The sequence below is a fragment of the Thermomicrobium sp. CFH 73360 genome (assembly GCF_023806465.1).
In the GTDB taxonomy this organism is placed as follows: domain Bacteria; phylum Chloroflexota; class Chloroflexia; order Thermomicrobiales; family Thermomicrobiaceae; genus Thermomicrobium.
The window spans coordinates 377,961-393,845 of sequence record NZ_JAMSLS010000003.1; the positions used below are offsets into that span (position 1 = coordinate 377,961).

The 15,885-nt window shown below is 61.4% G+C and carries 14 protein-coding genes; 2 read left to right on the forward strand and 12 right to left on the reverse strand.

The window, feature by feature from the left end; all coding sequences use genetic code 11:
• Positions 1-17 precede the first annotated feature (17 nt).
• Complete coding sequence (locus NET03_RS08315) at positions 18-968, forward strand: fumarylacetoacetate hydrolase family protein (RefSeq protein ID WP_252128449.1); 951 nt, start codon at positions 18-20, stop codon at positions 966-968.
• 177 nt (positions 969-1,145) lie between these two features.
• On the opposite strand, the gene NET03_RS08320 is transcribed toward NET03_RS08315, so the two are convergent.
• The 5 genes from NET03_RS08320 to NET03_RS08340 all read right to left on the reverse strand — a co-directional run bounded on the left by NET03_RS08320 (position 1,146) and on the right by NET03_RS08340 (position 6,535).
• Positions 1,146-2,240: a type I phosphomannose isomerase catalytic subunit gene (locus NET03_RS08320; RefSeq protein WP_252128450.1), complete on the reverse strand. Its 1,095-nt coding sequence runs from the start codon at positions 2,238-2,240 to the stop codon at positions 1,146-1,148.
• The gene (locus NET03_RS08325) at positions 2,230-2,796 is read right to left on the reverse strand and encodes a DUF6789 family protein (RefSeq protein ID WP_353655795.1); all 567 of its coding nucleotides are present in this window, start codon (positions 2,794-2,796) and stop codon (positions 2,230-2,232) included. The genes NET03_RS08320 and NET03_RS08325 overlap by 11 nt, the downstream gene beginning before the upstream one ends.
• Positions 2,793-4,055, reverse strand: coding sequence for a cation:proton antiporter (locus NET03_RS08330; RefSeq protein WP_252128452.1), 1,263 nt, complete (start codon positions 4,053-4,055; stop codon positions 2,793-2,795). Before NET03_RS08330 ends, NET03_RS08325 begins: the two co-directional genes overlap by 4 nt.
• 99 nt (positions 4,056-4,154) lie before the next feature.
• Positions 4,155-5,564, reverse strand: coding sequence for a dihydrolipoyl dehydrogenase (gene lpdA / locus NET03_RS08335; RefSeq protein ID WP_252128453.1), 1,410 nt, complete (start codon positions 5,562-5,564; stop codon positions 4,155-4,157).
• Between the two features lie 464 nt (positions 5,565-6,028).
• Entirely contained in the window at positions 6,029-6,535 is a 507-nt protein-coding gene (locus tag NET03_RS08340; protein WP_353655805.1) for a Uma2 family endonuclease, read from the reverse strand.
• A gap of 380 nt (positions 6,536-6,915) precedes the next feature.
• On the opposite strand from NET03_RS08340, the gene NET03_RS08345 reads away from it, so the two are divergent.
• On the forward strand, positions 6,916-7,224 hold the full coding sequence (locus NET03_RS08345; RefSeq protein WP_252128455.1) for an SWIM zinc finger family protein: 309 nt from the start codon (positions 6,916-6,918) through the stop codon (positions 7,222-7,224).
• Positions 7,225-7,235: 11 nt separating this feature from the next.
• Here NET03_RS08345 and NET03_RS08350 read toward each other — a convergent pair whose 3' ends face one another.
• The 7 genes from NET03_RS08350 to NET03_RS08375 form a co-directional block, all read right to left on the reverse strand.
• Positions 7,236-7,553: a hypothetical protein gene (locus tag NET03_RS08350; RefSeq protein WP_252128456.1), complete on the reverse strand. Its 318-nt coding sequence runs from the start codon at positions 7,551-7,553 to the stop codon at positions 7,236-7,238.
• 66 nt (positions 7,554-7,619) lie between these two features.
• Positions 7,620-8,369, reverse strand: a complete 750-nt coding sequence (locus NET03_RS13595) for an RNA polymerase sigma factor (RefSeq protein WP_286207281.1) — start codon at positions 8,367-8,369, stop codon at positions 7,620-7,622.
• A gap of 34 nt (positions 8,370-8,403) precedes the next feature.
• Positions 8,404-8,991 carry a hypothetical protein gene (locus tag NET03_RS08360; protein ID WP_252128458.1) on the reverse strand — a complete coding sequence of 196 codons (588 nt, stop codon included), beginning with the start codon at positions 8,989-8,991 and terminating at the stop codon, positions 8,404-8,406.
• A 632-nt stretch (positions 8,992-9,623) separates the two neighbouring features.
• The gene (locus tag NET03_RS08365) at positions 9,624-11,414 is read right to left on the reverse strand and encodes a MauE/DoxX family redox-associated membrane protein (protein ID WP_252128459.1); all 1,791 of its coding nucleotides are present in this window, start codon (positions 11,412-11,414) and stop codon (positions 9,624-9,626) included.
• Between the two features lie 27 nt (positions 11,415-11,441).
• A complete protein-coding gene (locus NET03_RS13825; RefSeq protein WP_353655796.1) occupies positions 11,442-11,870 on the reverse strand; it encodes a methylamine dehydrogenase light chain in 429 nt (142 codons plus the stop codon).
• Between the two features lie 325 nt (positions 11,871-12,195).
• The gene (locus NET03_RS08370; RefSeq protein ID WP_252128460.1) at positions 12,196-13,497 is read right to left on the reverse strand and encodes a hypothetical protein; all 1,302 of its coding nucleotides are present in this window, start codon (positions 13,495-13,497) and stop codon (positions 12,196-12,198) included.
• 1,019 nt (positions 13,498-14,516) lie between these two features.
• Positions 14,517-15,737 (reverse strand): hypothetical protein, encoded by a 1,221-nt coding sequence (locus tag NET03_RS08375; protein ID WP_252128461.1) that lies wholly within the window; start codon positions 15,735-15,737, stop codon positions 14,517-14,519.
• Positions 15,738-15,885: the final 148 nt, after the last annotated feature.

Sequence of the window (15,885 nt, forward strand, 5' to 3'; positions counted from 1 at the left end):
TGCGGAAGGGGAGGGCCATGCGACTGGTCACCTACATTGCGCGTGGTCGGACAAGTGTTGGGGTGGTTGAGGGGGAATGGATCCTCGATATCTCCCGTGGATGGGTGGAGCTTCTGCGGCAGCGTGGCGTTGTTGATGCGGAGGGTCGAGCGCAGGCAGAGTGCCCGCCAGATCTCGTGCTCTTACTGGCGCGTGATGGACTGGGACGAGCCGCGGAGGTTGCCGCCTGGGTGCGCGAGGAGTTCGCGCGGGATGGAGAGGGGGCGGTAGCACGCGGGCTGGCGGTGCGAATGAGCGACCCCGCTGTACGGCTGCGTGCCCCGCTGCTGCGACCGGGGAAGATTATCTGCCTGGGCCTCAATTATGCCGACCACGCGCGGGAGACCAACTCGCCGGTTCCACAGTATCCGGAGCTGTTCAATAAGTTCGCCAACGCCCTGATCGGTCCGGGAGAGCCGATCGTCTTGCCGCGGGTCAGCCAGCAGGTGGACTACGAGGCGGAGCTCGCAGTGGTGATCGGTCGGGCTGGGCGTTACATTGACGAGTCGCGGGCTCTCGAGCACGTTGCAGGCTACACGATCCTCAACGACGTCTCCATGCGCGACTTTCAGTTCCGAGGTCGGCAGTGGATGCAAGGGAAAACGTTCGACCGTTCGACGCCGCTTGGTCCGTGGGTGGTGACGGCCGATGAGATTCCAGATCCGCAAGGACTGGAGATCTCCTGCGAGGTCAGTGGTGAGGTGCTGCAGCGCTCGAACACACGGGAGATGATCTTTCACGTGGCGCACGTCGTTGCCTACATCTCGCAGATCATGACGCTCGAGCCGGGGGACGTGATTGCAACTGGGACACCGGCCGGTGTGGGCTTTGCTCGTGAGCCCAAGCGACTCCTTCGGCCGGGTGACGTGGTGCGGGTGACCGTGGAGAAGATCGGGACGCTCGAGAATCCAGTGGTGGCGGAGGAGTAGAGACGCGCGGTGTGAAGGTTGAGGGCCTGCACTGGTCTCGGTCGCTTCGGCCGGGGTCAGTGTGGCTTTTCATGTCGAATAGCGTTTTTGCATCTTCGGCGACACGGTCTTTCGCCGAGATGTCTTTCGAGCTGGCCTGGGACATCCGTGCGCCGTTGGCGTTGTTTCCTAGATCCTTCAAGGGTGTACCAACGTACGTGCGGTAGCAAGATCTTCGGTCTCCCCTCCGAGTTGCAGGATGCTGGGATCGGCGTAACCGGCGGCGCGCAACGGAGCGATCACGTCACGCTGGAGATCGGGGATGCTGGCGACGAGAAGCGTTCCAGATCCTTCCACGGTAATCTGAGGCGAGTTCGCGGGGATGAGCGCGGTTTGGCCGAGAGAAAGTGGAAGGGGCGGCCCCTCGTCAGTCGCGATGGTCAGTGCACCGCTAATACAGCTCGCCAGCCGAAAGGTCTCGTCGGGGACAAAGGAGAGACGGTGGCGAGTGTGAACGTCCCAACGCTCGAGGAGAAAGTAACGGCAAGCAGCGAGGATCATCCGCCAGGGCTCGAGCGCGAGCGGCTGGATGTGCTGCGCGCGGCGCTCCGGCCGTAGCACGGCGAGTCCTTCCTCGATATGCAGCGGGCGGGGGTGTCCCGCTGCGTCGACACGATCCCAGTCGTAGAGGCGATAGGTGATATCTGATTGCTCCTGGATCTCGTACAACAGGATTCCGGCTCCAATGGCGTGCAGGGTACCAGCCGGTACGAAAACGGTGTCACCGGCTCGGACGGGAAGGCGTTGAAGGTGATTCGCGAGTTTGCGTTGAGCTACGAGGTCGCGCAGCGTGGCTGACGTGAGTGGTTCGCGCAGTCCGACAATAAGTTCGGCGTTCGGCTCGGCGGCGAGGATGTGCCAGGCCTCGGTCTTCCCCCGTTGGCCGAGTGGCCGTGCCTGATCGTCGTCAGGATGGACTTGGACTGAGAGGACGTCGTTCGCATCGATGAACTTGATGAGGAGCGGGAAATCGCCGAAGGGCACGCTCACCGCGAGGCCGCGACGACCGAGAATCGTCTCGCCAAAGCTCTCGACGAGTTCGCGGAGTGTGCGACCGGCGAGTGGTCCGGAAGCAATGCGTGCCTCGTTAGCCGTTTCCCACGACTCACCGATAGGGCGATCCAGCGGGGCTGGCTTCCCGAGGAGGCGCGCGAGCCGCTGATTACCCCAGGGACGTTCGACGAGGAGTGGTTGAAGCAGGAGCGGAGCTGCGGGCAGCGTCTTAGTCTTCATTGGTCACATCCGGTAAGGAATCAGCCGAGGCCCTACTCGGGGACGGCGCGAAGCTCGATTGTGAGAGGCTATCGTATACCCAGCCGAGCGTGACACCGTAGGCAACGTGGCGCCAGACCTCTTGGAGGAATGGCACTGGCCGGTTGAACGGCTCTAGACGTCCTGCGCGAACCTCTGGGTGAATCCGGTCGAGGACCAGCAAGACCGGCCAGAGAATGAGATTTTCAGCGACGGCGAAGAGGAGGCCTCCCTTCCAGCCGGGATGAGGGAGGCGCTTGCGCAGGCTGCCGTACAGCATGCCGAGCGCAGCACCGTTTACACAATGCATGAGTAGGCCGAGCCAGGGCCAGTGAGGAGCACCGCCTGGCAGAAGTCCAGCGAGTAGACGTAAGTCATTTGTCTTGCGGCGGGTCAACGCAAGGTCCAGTGCCATCGCGGCAAGAAAGGCGAGTGCACCGAAGATACCAGCCACGAGCCCTGCGGGAACCACCGGGGAGGGCAGAACGGAGGGGGGTTGCGAGGCTGAGTTCCGGACTGTGCCAAGCCACATGGTCATTCTCCGGCCGGTACGCGCCCGGCGAACTCGCGCTGCCGTTGGGCGATAAGCGGGCGCAGCAGCCAAACCAGGATGGGCGGAGTGAAGAGCGTGGTAAGCATCGACATGACGACGGCGACGGAGAAGAGGGGGCGTTCAACAACACCGAGCGACAGGCCGATCGAGGCGATGATGAGGCCCACTTCGCCGCGGGGGACCATACCGAAGCCGACGATAGCCATCGAGCGGGGAGCAAAGCCGATCGTTCCGAGCGCGGCACCGGCTGCCTTGGTAAAGACGGCGACTCCCGTGACCGCGAGAGCGAGCCACAGTGTCTCGGTTTGGAGGAAGAGGCGTGGATCAACCCGGGCCCCGGTCACGACGAAGAAGAAGGGAACGAGGAAGGCGTAAATCGGGAGCGCTTGCTCGTGAAGATGGTAACGCTCGGCGACTTCGGCTAACGCCATTCCCGCTAGGAACGCGCCGACGATCGGTGCCAGTCCGATGGCAGAAGCGACTGAGGCGAGTGTCAGCATGAGCGCGAGCGCGACGACCAGCGGTGCGTGCTCGATTTGGAGGCGATCGACGATAAGGGGGAAGAAACGGCGTATTGCGAGTGCACCAAGGCCGCCGACGACGGCGGTGAAACCGAGAGCCAGCGCGGTGATCCAGAGGACGTGTCCGACTTGCAACTTGCCCTCAACCGCAATTCCAGAGACGATTGTGAGCATCAAGAGCCCAAGGATATCGTCGAAAACGGCAGCACCGAGGATGATGCGGGCCTCGCGGGAGTCGAGCGCCCCGACATCGCGGAGAACACGTGCAGTGATGCCGACGCTCGTCGCAACGAGCACGGTACCGACGAAGATCGATTCCATAGAAGGGTAGCCGAGTGCGAGCATCAGCGCTGTGCCGCCGACAAATGGACCAACCACACCGAGCACGGCGACAAGGAGAGAGCGAATACCGACGCGCAAAAGGTCGGCAAGGCGTGTCTCCAACCCGACAAAGAAGAGGAGGACGATCACACCGAGCTCGGCGATCGATTCGAGGACGAGTGAGAGCCCCTCGCGTGCGGCGGCTTGGTCGTCATGGAAGAAGTCGAGGAGTTCTTGACCCGGGACACCAATAAGACCGAGCGCGAAGGGGCCGATGAAGATACCAGCGAGGATTTCACCAATGACAGCGGGCTGACGCAGTCGCAGGAAGAGCTCACCACCGACCTTTGCGGCAAGAAAGATCACGAGCAGTTCACCAAGCACCTCGACAATCGCCGTCATTGGCTCATCCCCTCGGTAGAGACCTACTGTGCCGCACGGCAACGCCTCGTGATGAACGCATTATCACGGTGGGCAGCGGCGTTGGGGAGCCCTCGCGTTTCAGATATGGATCGCCAGGTTGTCGACCGCCAAAGCGGCCTCGCCGATCACCTCAGAGACTGTTGGGTGCGGGTGGACCGACAAGCCGATCTCCCACGGCGTGGCCTCCAGCAGTTTGGCGAGCGCAACTTCCGCGATCAGTTCAGTGGCGTGATTGCCGATGATATGGACACCGAGGATATCGTTGCTCTCGGCGTCGGCGATGACCTTCACGAAACCATCGCTCTCACCCTCGATAAGTGATTTTCCGTTGGCGCGGAAGGGGAACTTGCCGACCTTGATCGCGCGACCCTGCTCCTTCGCTTCCCGCTCGGTGAGGCCCAAGCTGGCGATTTCTGGATGGCAGTATGTGACCACAGGAACACGCTGGTAGTCAAGCGGCAACGGCTTCTCGCCGGCGATGTGCTCCACTGCAATGATCCCCTGGTGCATGGCAGTGTGGGCGAGCTGCTGGATGCCAAGCACATCGCCGATGGCGTACACGCCTTCCACGTTCGTGCGGAAGTATTCGTCGGTCACAAGAAAGCCGTCCTTGGTACGGATGCTGAGCTCCTCGAGCCCGATGTCCTCAATATTTCCCTCGCGTCCCAGCGCGACGAAGAGCGCATCGGCCTCGATGATCTCCTCAGGAGCCCCACTCTTGCGTACCCGCATGCGCACCCCGCCCTCGGTAATGTCGAAGTCTTCGGCGGTTGGCCTGTAGTCGGGGATGATACGGATACCCTTGCGGGTAAAGGCACGGATCAGCTGTTGCTGGACCTCTTCGTCTTCGTTCGGCACGATGCGGCCTACGAGCGTCACCTCAGCCCCGAAGGAACGGTAGATTGTGGCATGCTCGACACCGGTTGCGCCGCCACCACGTATGATCACGCGCTTGGGATACCAGTCGAGCTCCGCGGTCGTGTGGTCGCTGTTGAGGACGCGAACGCCGTCAAAGGGGATACCGGGAATGGGGCGGGGACGGGAGCCGGTGTCGATGACAATGGCGCGGCCACGCAGCTCCTGATGCTGGCCATCTGCGCTATTGACGAGGACAGTCCGGTTGGCGGTCAGCCGCCCGACACCTTGGATCAGGGTGATTCCGTGCTTTCGGAAGAGGAAGTGGATCCCCTTGTGGAGCTGTTCGACGACTTGCTGGCTGCGCCGGAACGCTGTTGCGTAATCGCCCTGCACCTCGCCGACAAGAACCCCGAACTCCCGGGCGCGGCGTGCCTGCTCAAGGAGTTCGGCGCTCTTGAGGAGTGCCTTGCTGGGGATGCAGCCACGGTGGAGGCAGGTACCGCCGACCTTGTCCTTCTCGACGACGGCAACCTTCAGGCCGAGCTGTGCGGCGCGGATTGCCGCGACATAGCCGCCGGTGCCACCGCCGAGGAAGACGACGTCATAGTCCTGGCGCTGCTCGACCGCCATGGTGACCTCCTCGTCTGGCCCTCGCTGTCGAATTACCGCTCCGGAGCGAGCCCGGAGCCCTCTCCTGGGCAGTATAGCAGGGTGGGGATCAATCTCCATCCACCCTGCCGTGGAGGGTCGCTCAGGTGTTGGTTGACTCAGTATTCACCTCGGGATGATTTGGTTGATCCGCTGCTCGGGGACACGTGTGCAGAATGTGTCAGGGCATACTGAACGATGCGGCGATGCTTCTGCGGTGACAGGGCGTTGGCACACGACAGCGCAAAGTAGTGGTCTTGCAGGCGTGGGAAGTTTCATATGAGGGTGTGATAGACATGGGTACCGCTGTGTACCTCGTCAGGAATGGGAGGTCGGTGCGAGGGTACTGTAAGTGATGCTCGTGCTGAAGTAAAGTGGTGCTGTACGGTTGCTCTTGGCAGGTCAGCGGATGCCTGGGGCTTACACGCCGTCACGTGGCCAAGCCTTCAGATGGGGCGGAAACGCGTGTGGAACAGCGCATTTCCGCTGTCGCCATTCAGGGAACCGGTTATGGGGCCAGCGTGTTGGTGATGGGGAGAGAGATCAAGGAAAGCACCTGGGGATACCACATTCCCCGATCCCATTTGGTCTTGGTCCTGACACTCTTCGGCATGGGGAGCTCGGAAGAGCACAACTCGTTGAGCAGTGATATCCACGAGCCAGGCCTCGGGAATACCAGCGTGACCCCATAACTGCAGGTTGGTGTATCGGTCATCGGCGGAAGAGGTATCGCCCACCGCGATGATTGGGAGGACATTGGCTGGGCCCGGTTCCGCATTCGTATCAGAGGCTGAGTGTGCTCGAAGCGAAGCGGAATAAGGGCACGTAAGGACATACTCGCTCAAGCGGATCGGTCCTTCAGTACGGACGATCGCCAGCCGACCGACGTGGCGAACATACAGTTCGGCCAAGCGGTCGACACACGCCTGGTGAGGCCAGCGAATGGACCATATCGATGGGCTTTTCCTCGAGAAGGTTCACGTGGTCTTCTCGTCGCAGGATGCCGGCGGTAACCATCTGCCCAAGGTCGTCAATCGGAAAACGGTGCAGTGTTGGCAGCAGCTGTGTCACGGTGAGGAGCTCACTCTCGGCTCGGTACGCTCTTGCCGCAGCTACCACCAACGGTGAGAGACCGGCTAGAGAGAAGTCGTGGCCTCACGGACCATGCTACCGAGAGATGGTGCTGGCCACGAGTGGTGTTGTCCAATTTTTGTGTCCGTCTCTGTTTGGACAACTTGCGGAATCACTGTGCAGCTGTCGTGCTGCGAGCGCGTTGTGCGACGGCCATCGCGGCGACAGCAACTGGTATACTTGCGGGCGGGAACTAGACAGAATGTTGGAGCGTTCAGTGGCAGCGATGCCGCACTCGTCGTGGAGGGAGATTGATCTGGCCATTTGGCAGCGGATGGCGGAGCGGGCGCGCCGCGAAGGAGTTCGGGCGTATCGTCTGAATGGTGACCCGCGGCACTGGGCGGTGACGAGCGCGAGTCAGTCTGGCGTGGCGTACGAGGTGACGTTCCTCGATGGGGATCTTCTCTGCTCATGTCCGGGGAGTGCGTACTACCGCTACTGCAAGCATCGAGCACTCGTGCTTGCCGAACTCGGATTGCTCGAGCCGGAATTCGGGTCTGAAGCGGCCTGAGGGACGGTCTCTCACGCTGAGTGGTCCCCTTGGAGGGTCGGATCTTCGCCAAGCTGCTGGTGCGCTGCGGCGCGCTCACCGGTGAACACCGGCTGCGGCCAGCGCAGCGCCGTCTGCGGAGATACCCCAGAACCGAAGAGAACTGAGAGGTACGTAAGACCGAAGATCGGGAAATAACCGAGCAGTTCGACGGGTGGCAAGAGCGGCACGGTGAGGTGTAATGTGCCGGACAGCAGCGGACAGCTTGAACGGCCGGTGATCTGGGAGACCGGAGTGCCGCAGCTGCGACTGATGACGTGCGTCGCGAGGAGAAGAGCCTGGCGGGCCAATTACAAGGGCTGATGAGGTGTGAGATATCGCCCTCGCGGGCGTTGCACGGCATGGGCGTTGCTGATTCACGATCTCGGCTGGTGCCGCAACCGTGTGAACGTTTCACGCAAACGAGAGAGTGCGCGATGAGCTCGTCGCTGGGCTACTGTCGGTGAGATGCCGAGCAGGGAGGCGAGTTCCTCAACGGAACGATCTCCTTCCCAGCGGAGGAGCAAGATCTCGCGATCGGCTGGTCGCAGTGTGTCGAACGCCCGGAGAAGGAGATCGACTTCCTCGTCGGAAGGGTCGGGTGTCCTGGGGTCACGGAGGTGGTCACGTAACCAGCGCTCGAGAGCCCGTTGTTCGGCGTGACGGGAGCGCAACCAGTCGATCCAGCAATGCCGAGTGATGGTCAACAACCAATGGGAGAATGCTTTGGCCTCGCGAAGCTGAGCTCGGGCAGACCATGCTTTGGTCAATGCTTCTTGAACCAGGTCCTCGTGCTCCGTTTGGGGTACTCCAAGCCGAGCCAGGTACGCCTGGACGGCGCCAGTATAACGCTCCACGAGTGCTCCGAACGCTTGCGAATCGCCGGCGATTGCTTGCTCAATGAGTGCGCATTCCGACAGGTCGTCTTGCTCGCTGTGCTCCCCTTTGCGGCGACGTTTGGTGGCGTTTCTGGGTTGGCAGGGATTCGCTTGCGTTGGTGGGGGATGCCGGTGGCAAGACGAAGAGGGCTGGCAGTCGGGTGAGGATTCAGGCACGGCGGAGGGGGTCAGAAGAAGAGCAAGACAGAAAGCCGCAGAAACCCAGAGGGTTGCCTTCGCGTGTCGCATGGCCTACATGATCCCCGTTTCATGGGCCGTTGCCTCAAGTGTAGACAAAGAAAGCAATGCAACCGAGGGCAGCGAGGGAAGGGAGGAGACGTACGCGGCGCTGACTCGCTACCAGCCAGCTGGCTCCCGGCGATGCTTGCCTGCCCCAGAGCAGCCAGGCTCCGGTGATGGTGGCGAGGCCACGCGTCAACCCAAAGCTGCCGAAAAGAAGAGCGCTGCCGAGCAGGCTACCGCTCAGGAGCGACAGGGCTGCAAGCCCAAGAAGTTGGAAAGAAGGCCAGCGGGAGGTCAAGCCAATCCCGAGGTCGAGGCCCCACGCGAAGCTGGCACATGCTGCACCCCTGAGAAACAGACGAGGCGGAACCTGACGGTAAACGAGGCTCGGTGTTCTCCATCTTCCGATTGTCAGGTCCGCGAGGAGGCCGAGGACGAGCACCACGACGGTCAGCCAGGTATGAGCGGTCCTCTCAAGCTCGAAGGGAAGCAGCACCTGGCCAAACCAACCCAACAGAAGGCCACCAAAGAAACCGCCCAGTACTGTACCCCCACAGTGGAGGAGCGCCAGCTGGATGCGGCGCCACCGCGTTGAGTGTCGGATCGTCGGGCCGAGCACGTTGACCATGGAGTAGCCTCAAGGCGACCAGAGTGCTGCAAGTCCACAGGTTGCGGCAAGTGGCAGGAGCGCCGGAATCATCGTGGGGCCGTCCTTCCATGGGTTGGAGAGAGACCGATCAAGACGATTGAGATGATCTCAAGGAGATCCTCAGGGGATCGGAGAGGTGCGCGGCTACGGAGCATTCCTTCACGATCAATGAGAAGGGCTGACGGAAACTGCGTGAGCCCAAGTGCGGAAAGGGCGCTATCTCCTGTGAGGAATGCGTACCCGGCTGGCCACTCGTCTGGCGGTTCACCAGTCGGTAGGGCGAGCACTGGAAACACGCCGTGTTCGCGAAGCCAAACAAGGAGTGTTGTCAGTTGGTCGCGGAAAGGCTGACATGGCGGACAGCGGCCGCTGAGCGCCATGACCACAGCGGGGGCTACGGGGGATTGACCGTGGATGAGCTGGTGTCCCTCGCTGGTCGTGAGTGCAAGCGGCGGTACGGGTTCGCCGATGCCCTGACCTCTTGCTCGTGCCGTCGGGCGTGTATCTCGAGCTGCTCGAGTCGAGCGACTCGTTGGGTCAGTTGGACAGTCATGCGAACGGCGGCTGTCAGCACGATCCAGGTGACCACGAGTAGAGTCAACAGAAGCCAATCAGGCACCGTGATCGAAAGTTGCTCCCCTCTGTGCAGTGCGAATGACCGTAACCGCTGCTGCGAGGCGGCTGACGTTGAGTACAACGAGCACAATCAAGAGGCCAAGAAGGGTCAGTGTGAGTGTCGGCGCCCGCGGTTCTGTCCACGCCAGAAGCAAGATGCCGAGGAGAAAGAGATTCCGGAGGGTGGTGGTGCGGCCGCTTGTGTGTGGTGCCAGTGGGCCGAAGCAGGGGCACGGTTGCCGCGGTGCCCGTCGGACAGCGAAGAGAGAGACACCCAGAAAGAGGAGGAGAAGGCCTGTTGCGCTGGCCAGACCAACACGAGGTGAGAACGGCAAGAGTAACAGCACTGCGGTCCCTGTCTCAGCGGCGACCAGTCCCGCCAGGATCACGTTGGTTCGACGGTGTAGCGCTGGGAGAACAGTGCCGAGCTGTTGGACGCTTGTACGCCAGGTGAGAGTTTTGCCGAGAGCCGCAAGGGCAAACGTCGCTGCGAGGACAGCGGTAGCCAAAGAGGAAAGGTTCTCCATCCACGATGTTGTCGCGGGCACGGATGCTGGCTGGGCCACTCCTGGGGCGTAAACAGGCCAGCCGTAATAGAAGCGCCACTCGAAGCTGAGATTCAAGTTGCACGCCACTGGCTGGGAGAGGGTGGCGGTGGAGAGATCAATACTGCGGAGGCATCCATCGTCCATGCTTCCGATATAGACCGAGGAACGAGCTGCGTCATAGCCGACGAGTGTCCATGACTCAACGCTGGAGGGAAGCATCGTCTGCGTCCTGATCTGCCAACGCTGGTTATCAATGAAGAGCAGTGCGTTGGGGCGTGCCAGGACAATCACCTGCTCCGGGGTAGAGACTGCCTGGACAGCAGACAGTTCATCGGTGAGAGCCGGGTCGACCCGGAGCTGAGCGAGTGTTCGGGCATCCATGGTGATGCGCTTCAGGTCCTCGGTCAGGATGCGGAGGTGATCCCTGTCTTGCGTCACGGAAATGACTCCGGGTAGGGCGCTTGGGGAAGCTTGCCCGGGGGCGGGGAGCATGGGTGAGAGCACTGGAAGTCGCTGTTCGGCTTTCACGTTTCCTGTGGTGGGATCGATGACATGGACAGAAGCCCGGTATCCGGAACGCTCCGGCAACATTGCTGAGGCCACCACCACCAGCTGAGTCTCCGTTAGGAAGAGCCAGGCGTAATTTGTTCCCGGAACAGTAAGAGCCCAGTCAGCCCAACGAGGGGTGGATAGATCCAGGGCCGTGACCACCAAAATCGGCCAATCGCGGCCGGTGAAGAAGGCCACGGCAGCCCGATTTCCGTCGGAAGATAGAGAGGCGCTAAACAGGCTTGGATCGACGGCTGCCTCGGGTGCCTGCGCTGCGAGGCGTTGTAGTGGTGGAATGCTCGAATCGAGATCGAATTCGGCAAGAAGCGACCAAGTAGGAAGCCCGCGCAGCTCGAGACGTGAGTGCAGCCTGCCTTGTTGCTCTTCCACCCGGTAAGCCAGCGCCCGATCGCCGCGAGGAGACAAGAATATCTGCCGAACTGCAGCCGAAGGATTTGCGATTCGGTTGAGTACGGTGCCGGACCGAGGATCCAAAACAAGAATCTCGTCTGCGTCTGTGCCGGCGAGCGAGAGAAGAACTGGGTTGGCCGTAGCGCTTCTCACCGCGCTTGAGGCGAATGAGGTGAATACTAGGACAGCAAGCACCAGAGCAATCAGTACCAGGGCAACGTGAGAGGCCGTCGGGCGGCGGCTTGCTCGAGTCATGTGATATGACCAGCTGGCAGGCATTGCGCGGCTCCTCTCTTCCTTCATCCCTTAACAGACTCCGACGAGGACTGCGCGAGTGCAGACCACAGAGCGACTGTCGCCGCACCAGTTCGGCTGCGGCTGGCCACGGGAACACAGGCAACTCGATGGACAGGGCGACGGCTGGCTTGACTGGCAGCAATCGATGTAGCGCACGATAAACGCGCGATTCCGTACCGGATCGTAGCAGCACGCATACCAAGACTTTGTGCCACTGCTCGTTCCTGGGGGGCAGGAAGAATCGCTGCCACCGCGGCAGGAACAAAGACAACCTTGCTGGTTACAACGGAACCATTCGGTGCAGCTTTGCGCGGAGACGGGCATTGGTGCTTTGAAGAACGTTGTCATCCCGATGAGACTCGCCGTTATCCTGCGGATCCAAGAACGCCGGGTGACCCGGGGCGCACGTTGACCGGGAGAGACGTCAGACCTGTCCATCTGATGCCTCCTGATTTCCAATGTTCCCTTATTTCTGACGCTTAAAGGTTGACAAATCAGACAGGCAAGGAGGATAGGCACGAAGTAAGGCTGTCCCGAGGAGATCGACTGCCAGAGTACCTGGAGAGCACACGTGGCGACAGGGTCGGCCCGACGCGTTCTCCTACGACGTCAGAAGAGACTCAATGCACAGTCCGCTGATGGCGGAGGCGAACCGAACGCTCCCCGATAGGTGAGTGCGCCCAGTCGAACGAGGCTGTGCTTGACCCCGGCGACCCGCGGCGCGGTGATATGTATAAGGCAGTGTCGCGACCGGGCACGCGGTTCACGGCTCGCCCGTCATGAACGCTGGCCAGCCGAAGAGCGGCGCCGGGTAATCGAGCGCGAGGTTGCAGTGCAACGACCCGCTGAAGGTTCCGCTGCTGAGGTCGAGGTTCCGCAAGCAACCTTCCTTCGTGTTAATGAGGAAGGCCGTGCGTTGCTCAGTGTCTACGCCAACGAGCAGCCAGTTCCCTTCCGGAATGGTTGGTAACGGAAAAGTGGTCATCACGTGCCAGTTGCTGACGTCGAGAACCCAGAGCGACTTGCCCACAAGAACGAGGAGGTCTCCAATCAGGTACGGGCGACCGCTGACAACGAGGCGATCGGCGAGCGGTGGGCGGTGTTCTACCAGTCTCAGGTTCCTGGGATCGATGATAAAGAGTTCGAGGTCATCGGTGACAATCAGTATGCGATTGTTCCAGAGTTGAGGCGTGAGGGCAGTGGAGAAGGTATTATGAGGACTCGAGGGGTTTTCGCCGAGCGGCTTGGCCTGCACAGACCAGCTTTCCAGCGGCAGCTCAGCCAGGACCGTCCCGTTTCTGGGATCAAGGGAAACAAGATTGGCAACTGTGTGGTGCGTGGTAGTGCGTAGGCTGTGGGCTAGCACAAGGATACGGTCGATTAGCGCGAGAAGCGAAACCGTTTGGCTTGAGGGAAGTGCATAGGCCCATGGTGCCCATTCTCCTGTTTGGAGGTCGAGCGCAGTAACCCACACCAGTTGGCTGTGGGTGCCGTCAGGGTAGGGGGTGGCCATGGACCAAAAGGCGATGGCAGCCCAGCGTCCGGTCGGCTCGCTGACCACCTCAAGGACAGTGGGGGTCTGACCCGCTGTTGCGGGATGCTGGGCAGCGAGAACGCGCGCGGGTGGAATGTCAGGGGTGATAGGGACGCTGCGCGCAACGGCCCAATCGGTCACGCGCCGGAGTTCAAGACTCGGGTACGTGGTCGCGTTCGATTCCAGCGGTGCGCGGTAGAGAAGTGCCTGTTGCCCTCCTGGGAGGAGATAGCCGCGGATGACCTCATTGGGCTCGGAGAAGGTGAAACGGTTGCGGACGGTGCCGGCCCGGGCATCGAGGAGTACGAGTCCAGTGTGTTGCACGGCAAGAGTGGAACTTGGTGCTTCTCCAACTGGCGCGAGGAGGAGCGGCGTACCCGCTTCGAGTGATCCGCTCGAAGCTCGATGGGTGGTCGAGAGCGGACGTAGGAAGAGCAGTGCTGCGAGAGCCAGCAGCAACACGATCACCACTGCGAGAACTCCTCGTGCACGTAGCCACAGAGACGGAGTGAGTGTGACGACTGCTTTCATCGAGTGCCTCCCGTCATGTCTTTCCTTGCTCTCACACGGCGCTAACACTGTGACCAGACCTGGGCGCGGGTGCAGTACGCTGCGTTGCTTTCTGAGTTCGGGCACCAGTTTTGGTTGGCCGGTGGCTGGCCACACCGCTGGTTGCAGTAACAGCCGGATGGACAGGTTGGTCGTGCGTTCCTCGCACCACAGCAGTCGAGGTAACGGATGAGCTACCAACGGCCACTCGCGTAACAGCAGACCCACTATGCGCCGCCTGGCGATGTTCCTGGTGGGCAGGCGGTATCGCTCCCGCCAAGGCAAGAGCACACAAGCAGCCACACATACCGCACCGGTGCCACTGGCCGCAGTTCGCCTGGGCAGAGAGGGGCAGATGATCGCTGAAGGTCGCCCCCATGGCCAGCAACACCACAGCCAGGCGCTGCACCCAGCTGCGCCGTGTGGAACGCTTTTCGGGGCTGGTGCCGATCGGAGCATGCCGGTGCGACATCGGAAAAGTTCTCCCTAGCCCTGTCTGGTATGACGTCCGTGAGCTTGCGCAGCAGACAATGCCGGTTGCTCTCAGTGCTTCGCGACCGAACCTAGTGGGGAAAAAGAGGTTCTTTCCAGTGGAGTTCGACGGAACTGCACGGGTGAGGTTGACGGGTGTCGTTCGTCGTGCCTGATCAACAGGTTGCCCAAATCTGGGTCTGGGTACAGACGGCACAGTAGCCGGTTGGACACCAGTGTGGTTGGGGGCAACCGTTTCGGCAGACACAAGAGAAGGGGTAGCCGCTCAGGGGATCCGGGCAGGACGTCTCGCCTGGCTGCCTGGGACGACAGCAATCACGATACCGGATGAGCCAGAAGCGGCCTTGCGTGTCGCGGCAGCAGACGTACCACGCGCCTCTGGGCGAGCTTCCCGGCGGACAAGCTGTGTCACCACCGCCCCGGCAAGAGCAGCGACAGCCGCAGGTTGACAAGTGCAGTGGCGAGGGCGCTCAAGGTACCGAGCAGGGTAGTGCGCCGGCTCAATCTTGTCATCCGATCCCTCCGGCCACAGCGAACCGGCGCTCGTAGAGATTCGTGTCGAGACCACAGAGGAGCTGCTCGATCTCTCCCTGGAACGGAACACGGACCAGGCAGCCGGGAAGGCCATTGGAGAGGAGCAACAGCGCAACGTGCTCGTCAGGCAGGAAGGTGACGAGCTCGGCTGTCCAGTCTGTTGGGAGGGAACGGCGGGCGACAATTTGCCCGCTGACGAGGTCGGCTTGGATCAACTCAGAGGTCTGCGTGAGCGCGACGAGACGCTCGGTCGTCAACCACACGTTTGCTCCCTGAGCCAGGATGGTCGGACTGAGCGGAAGAACTTGACGAGTCACCTCGAGTGTCTCTGGATCGACGACGAACACTGCCAGCTGCTCAGTGGCGACCAGCAGCTGGTCACCGAAGGAACGGACTGCGGCGATGCGCGGGTGACGTCCCCCTTCAGCGGCAGAGAAATGCGCTGGCGAAACGGCAGGAAGTGCCAACTGGCCCTGCACCTGGCCGGTCGTTGGATCGAGCGCGAGGAGCGTCCCAGGAGAGAGCGGTTGGGGCGTGGCGGCAATGGGGCTACCGGCCAGGAACAGCTTTTCGGGAGTCGGAACGATGTAGACCCAGTCGGTGCCAGGAAGGGGGTGAATCCAAGGCAACCAAGTGCCTTGCTGCAGGTCGATGGCAGTGACCCAGAGGATCCAAGGGGGAGTGTCCAGAAAGGCTGGATCAGGGTGCTCGCCCATGGAGACGAAACCGACAGCGGCATAGCGTCCAGTGGGATCAACTTCCAAGGTGACCGGTCGTGGCTTAGCCCGTGGCACATCAGGGTGGTAGGTCGCAAGTTGGTGCAGGTTCGGGAGTTGGTTATCGAGAGGCAAACGATAGGCGACTACCCAGTCGGCGAGCCGGTAGACAATGAGTGCATCGTCGGTCGCAGTGACCACCTGTTGGCCATTGGCACTAGCAGCTAAGAGGGCGGCGCTCCCTGGATGTTGGGATACGACGGTCCCGGTGTACGGATCGATGGCAATGAATGTGGAGTTCGTCTGGGCCAGGACTATGGGCTTCGTTGTTTTTGGCTGCTCGGTCCAGCTGCCAAGCGTCCATTGCTCACCACGGTTCGTGAGCCAGAGAAGGGTTGTGAGGAACGCCAGGACACTGAGCCCGAGCGTGACCAGGCGAAGGTGGCGCGGTTGACGCATGGTATCCACGACAAGGCTCATCAGGACTGCTCCTTTGAGACTGCCTGTCGCCTAACCTTTCACTCTTTCTGACGTCTTTCGTGGCCTTGAGCAGACAGGTCACCAGGTTGTTTTTCCTGAGGCGCGTGTGGCGCATCTTGTCGAGCTCAGGTGCATGCTGATTGATTGT

Coding starts and splice junctions, on each gene's coding strand:
- NET03_RS08315 (WP_252128449.1), top strand. CDS start 18: ATGCGACTGGTCACCTACATTGCGCGTGGTCGGACAAGTGTTGGGGTG.
- NET03_RS08320 (WP_252128450.1), bottom strand. CDS start 2,240: ATGAAGACTAAGACGCTGCCCGCAGCTCCGCTCCTGCTTCAACCACTC.
- NET03_RS08325 (WP_353655795.1), bottom strand. CDS start 2,796: ATGACCATGTGGCTTGGCACAGTCCGGAACTCAGCCTCGCAACCCCCC.
- NET03_RS08330 (WP_252128452.1), bottom strand. CDS start 4,055: ATGACGGCGATTGTCGAGGTGCTTGGTGAACTGCTCGTGATCTTTCTT.
- lpdA (WP_252128453.1), bottom strand. CDS start 5,564: ATGGCGGTCGAGCAGCGCCAGGACTATGACGTCGTCTTCCTCGGCGGT.
- NET03_RS08345 (WP_252128455.1), top strand. CDS start 6,916: ATGTTGGAGCGTTCAGTGGCAGCGATGCCGCACTCGTCGTGGAGGGAG.
- NET03_RS13595 (WP_286207281.1), bottom strand. CDS start 8,369: ATGCGACACGCGAAGGCAACCCTCTGGGTTTCTGCGGCTTTCTGTCTT.
- NET03_RS08360 (WP_252128458.1), bottom strand. CDS start 8,991: ATGGTCAACGTGCTCGGCCCGACGATCCGACACTCAACGCGGTGGCGC.
- NET03_RS08365 (WP_252128459.1), bottom strand. CDS start 11,414: ATGCCTGCCAGCTGGTCATATCACATGACTCGAGCAAGCCGCCGCCCG.
- NET03_RS13825 (WP_353655796.1), bottom strand. CDS start 11,870: ATGGACAGGTCTGACGTCTCTCCCGGTCAACGTGCGCCCCGGGTCACC.
- NET03_RS08370 (WP_252128460.1), bottom strand. CDS start 13,497: ATGAAAGCAGTCGTCACACTCACTCCGTCTCTGTGGCTACGTGCACGA.
- NET03_RS08375 (WP_252128461.1), bottom strand. CDS start 15,737: ATGAGCCTTGTCGTGGATACCATGCGTCAACCGCGCCACCTTCGCCTG.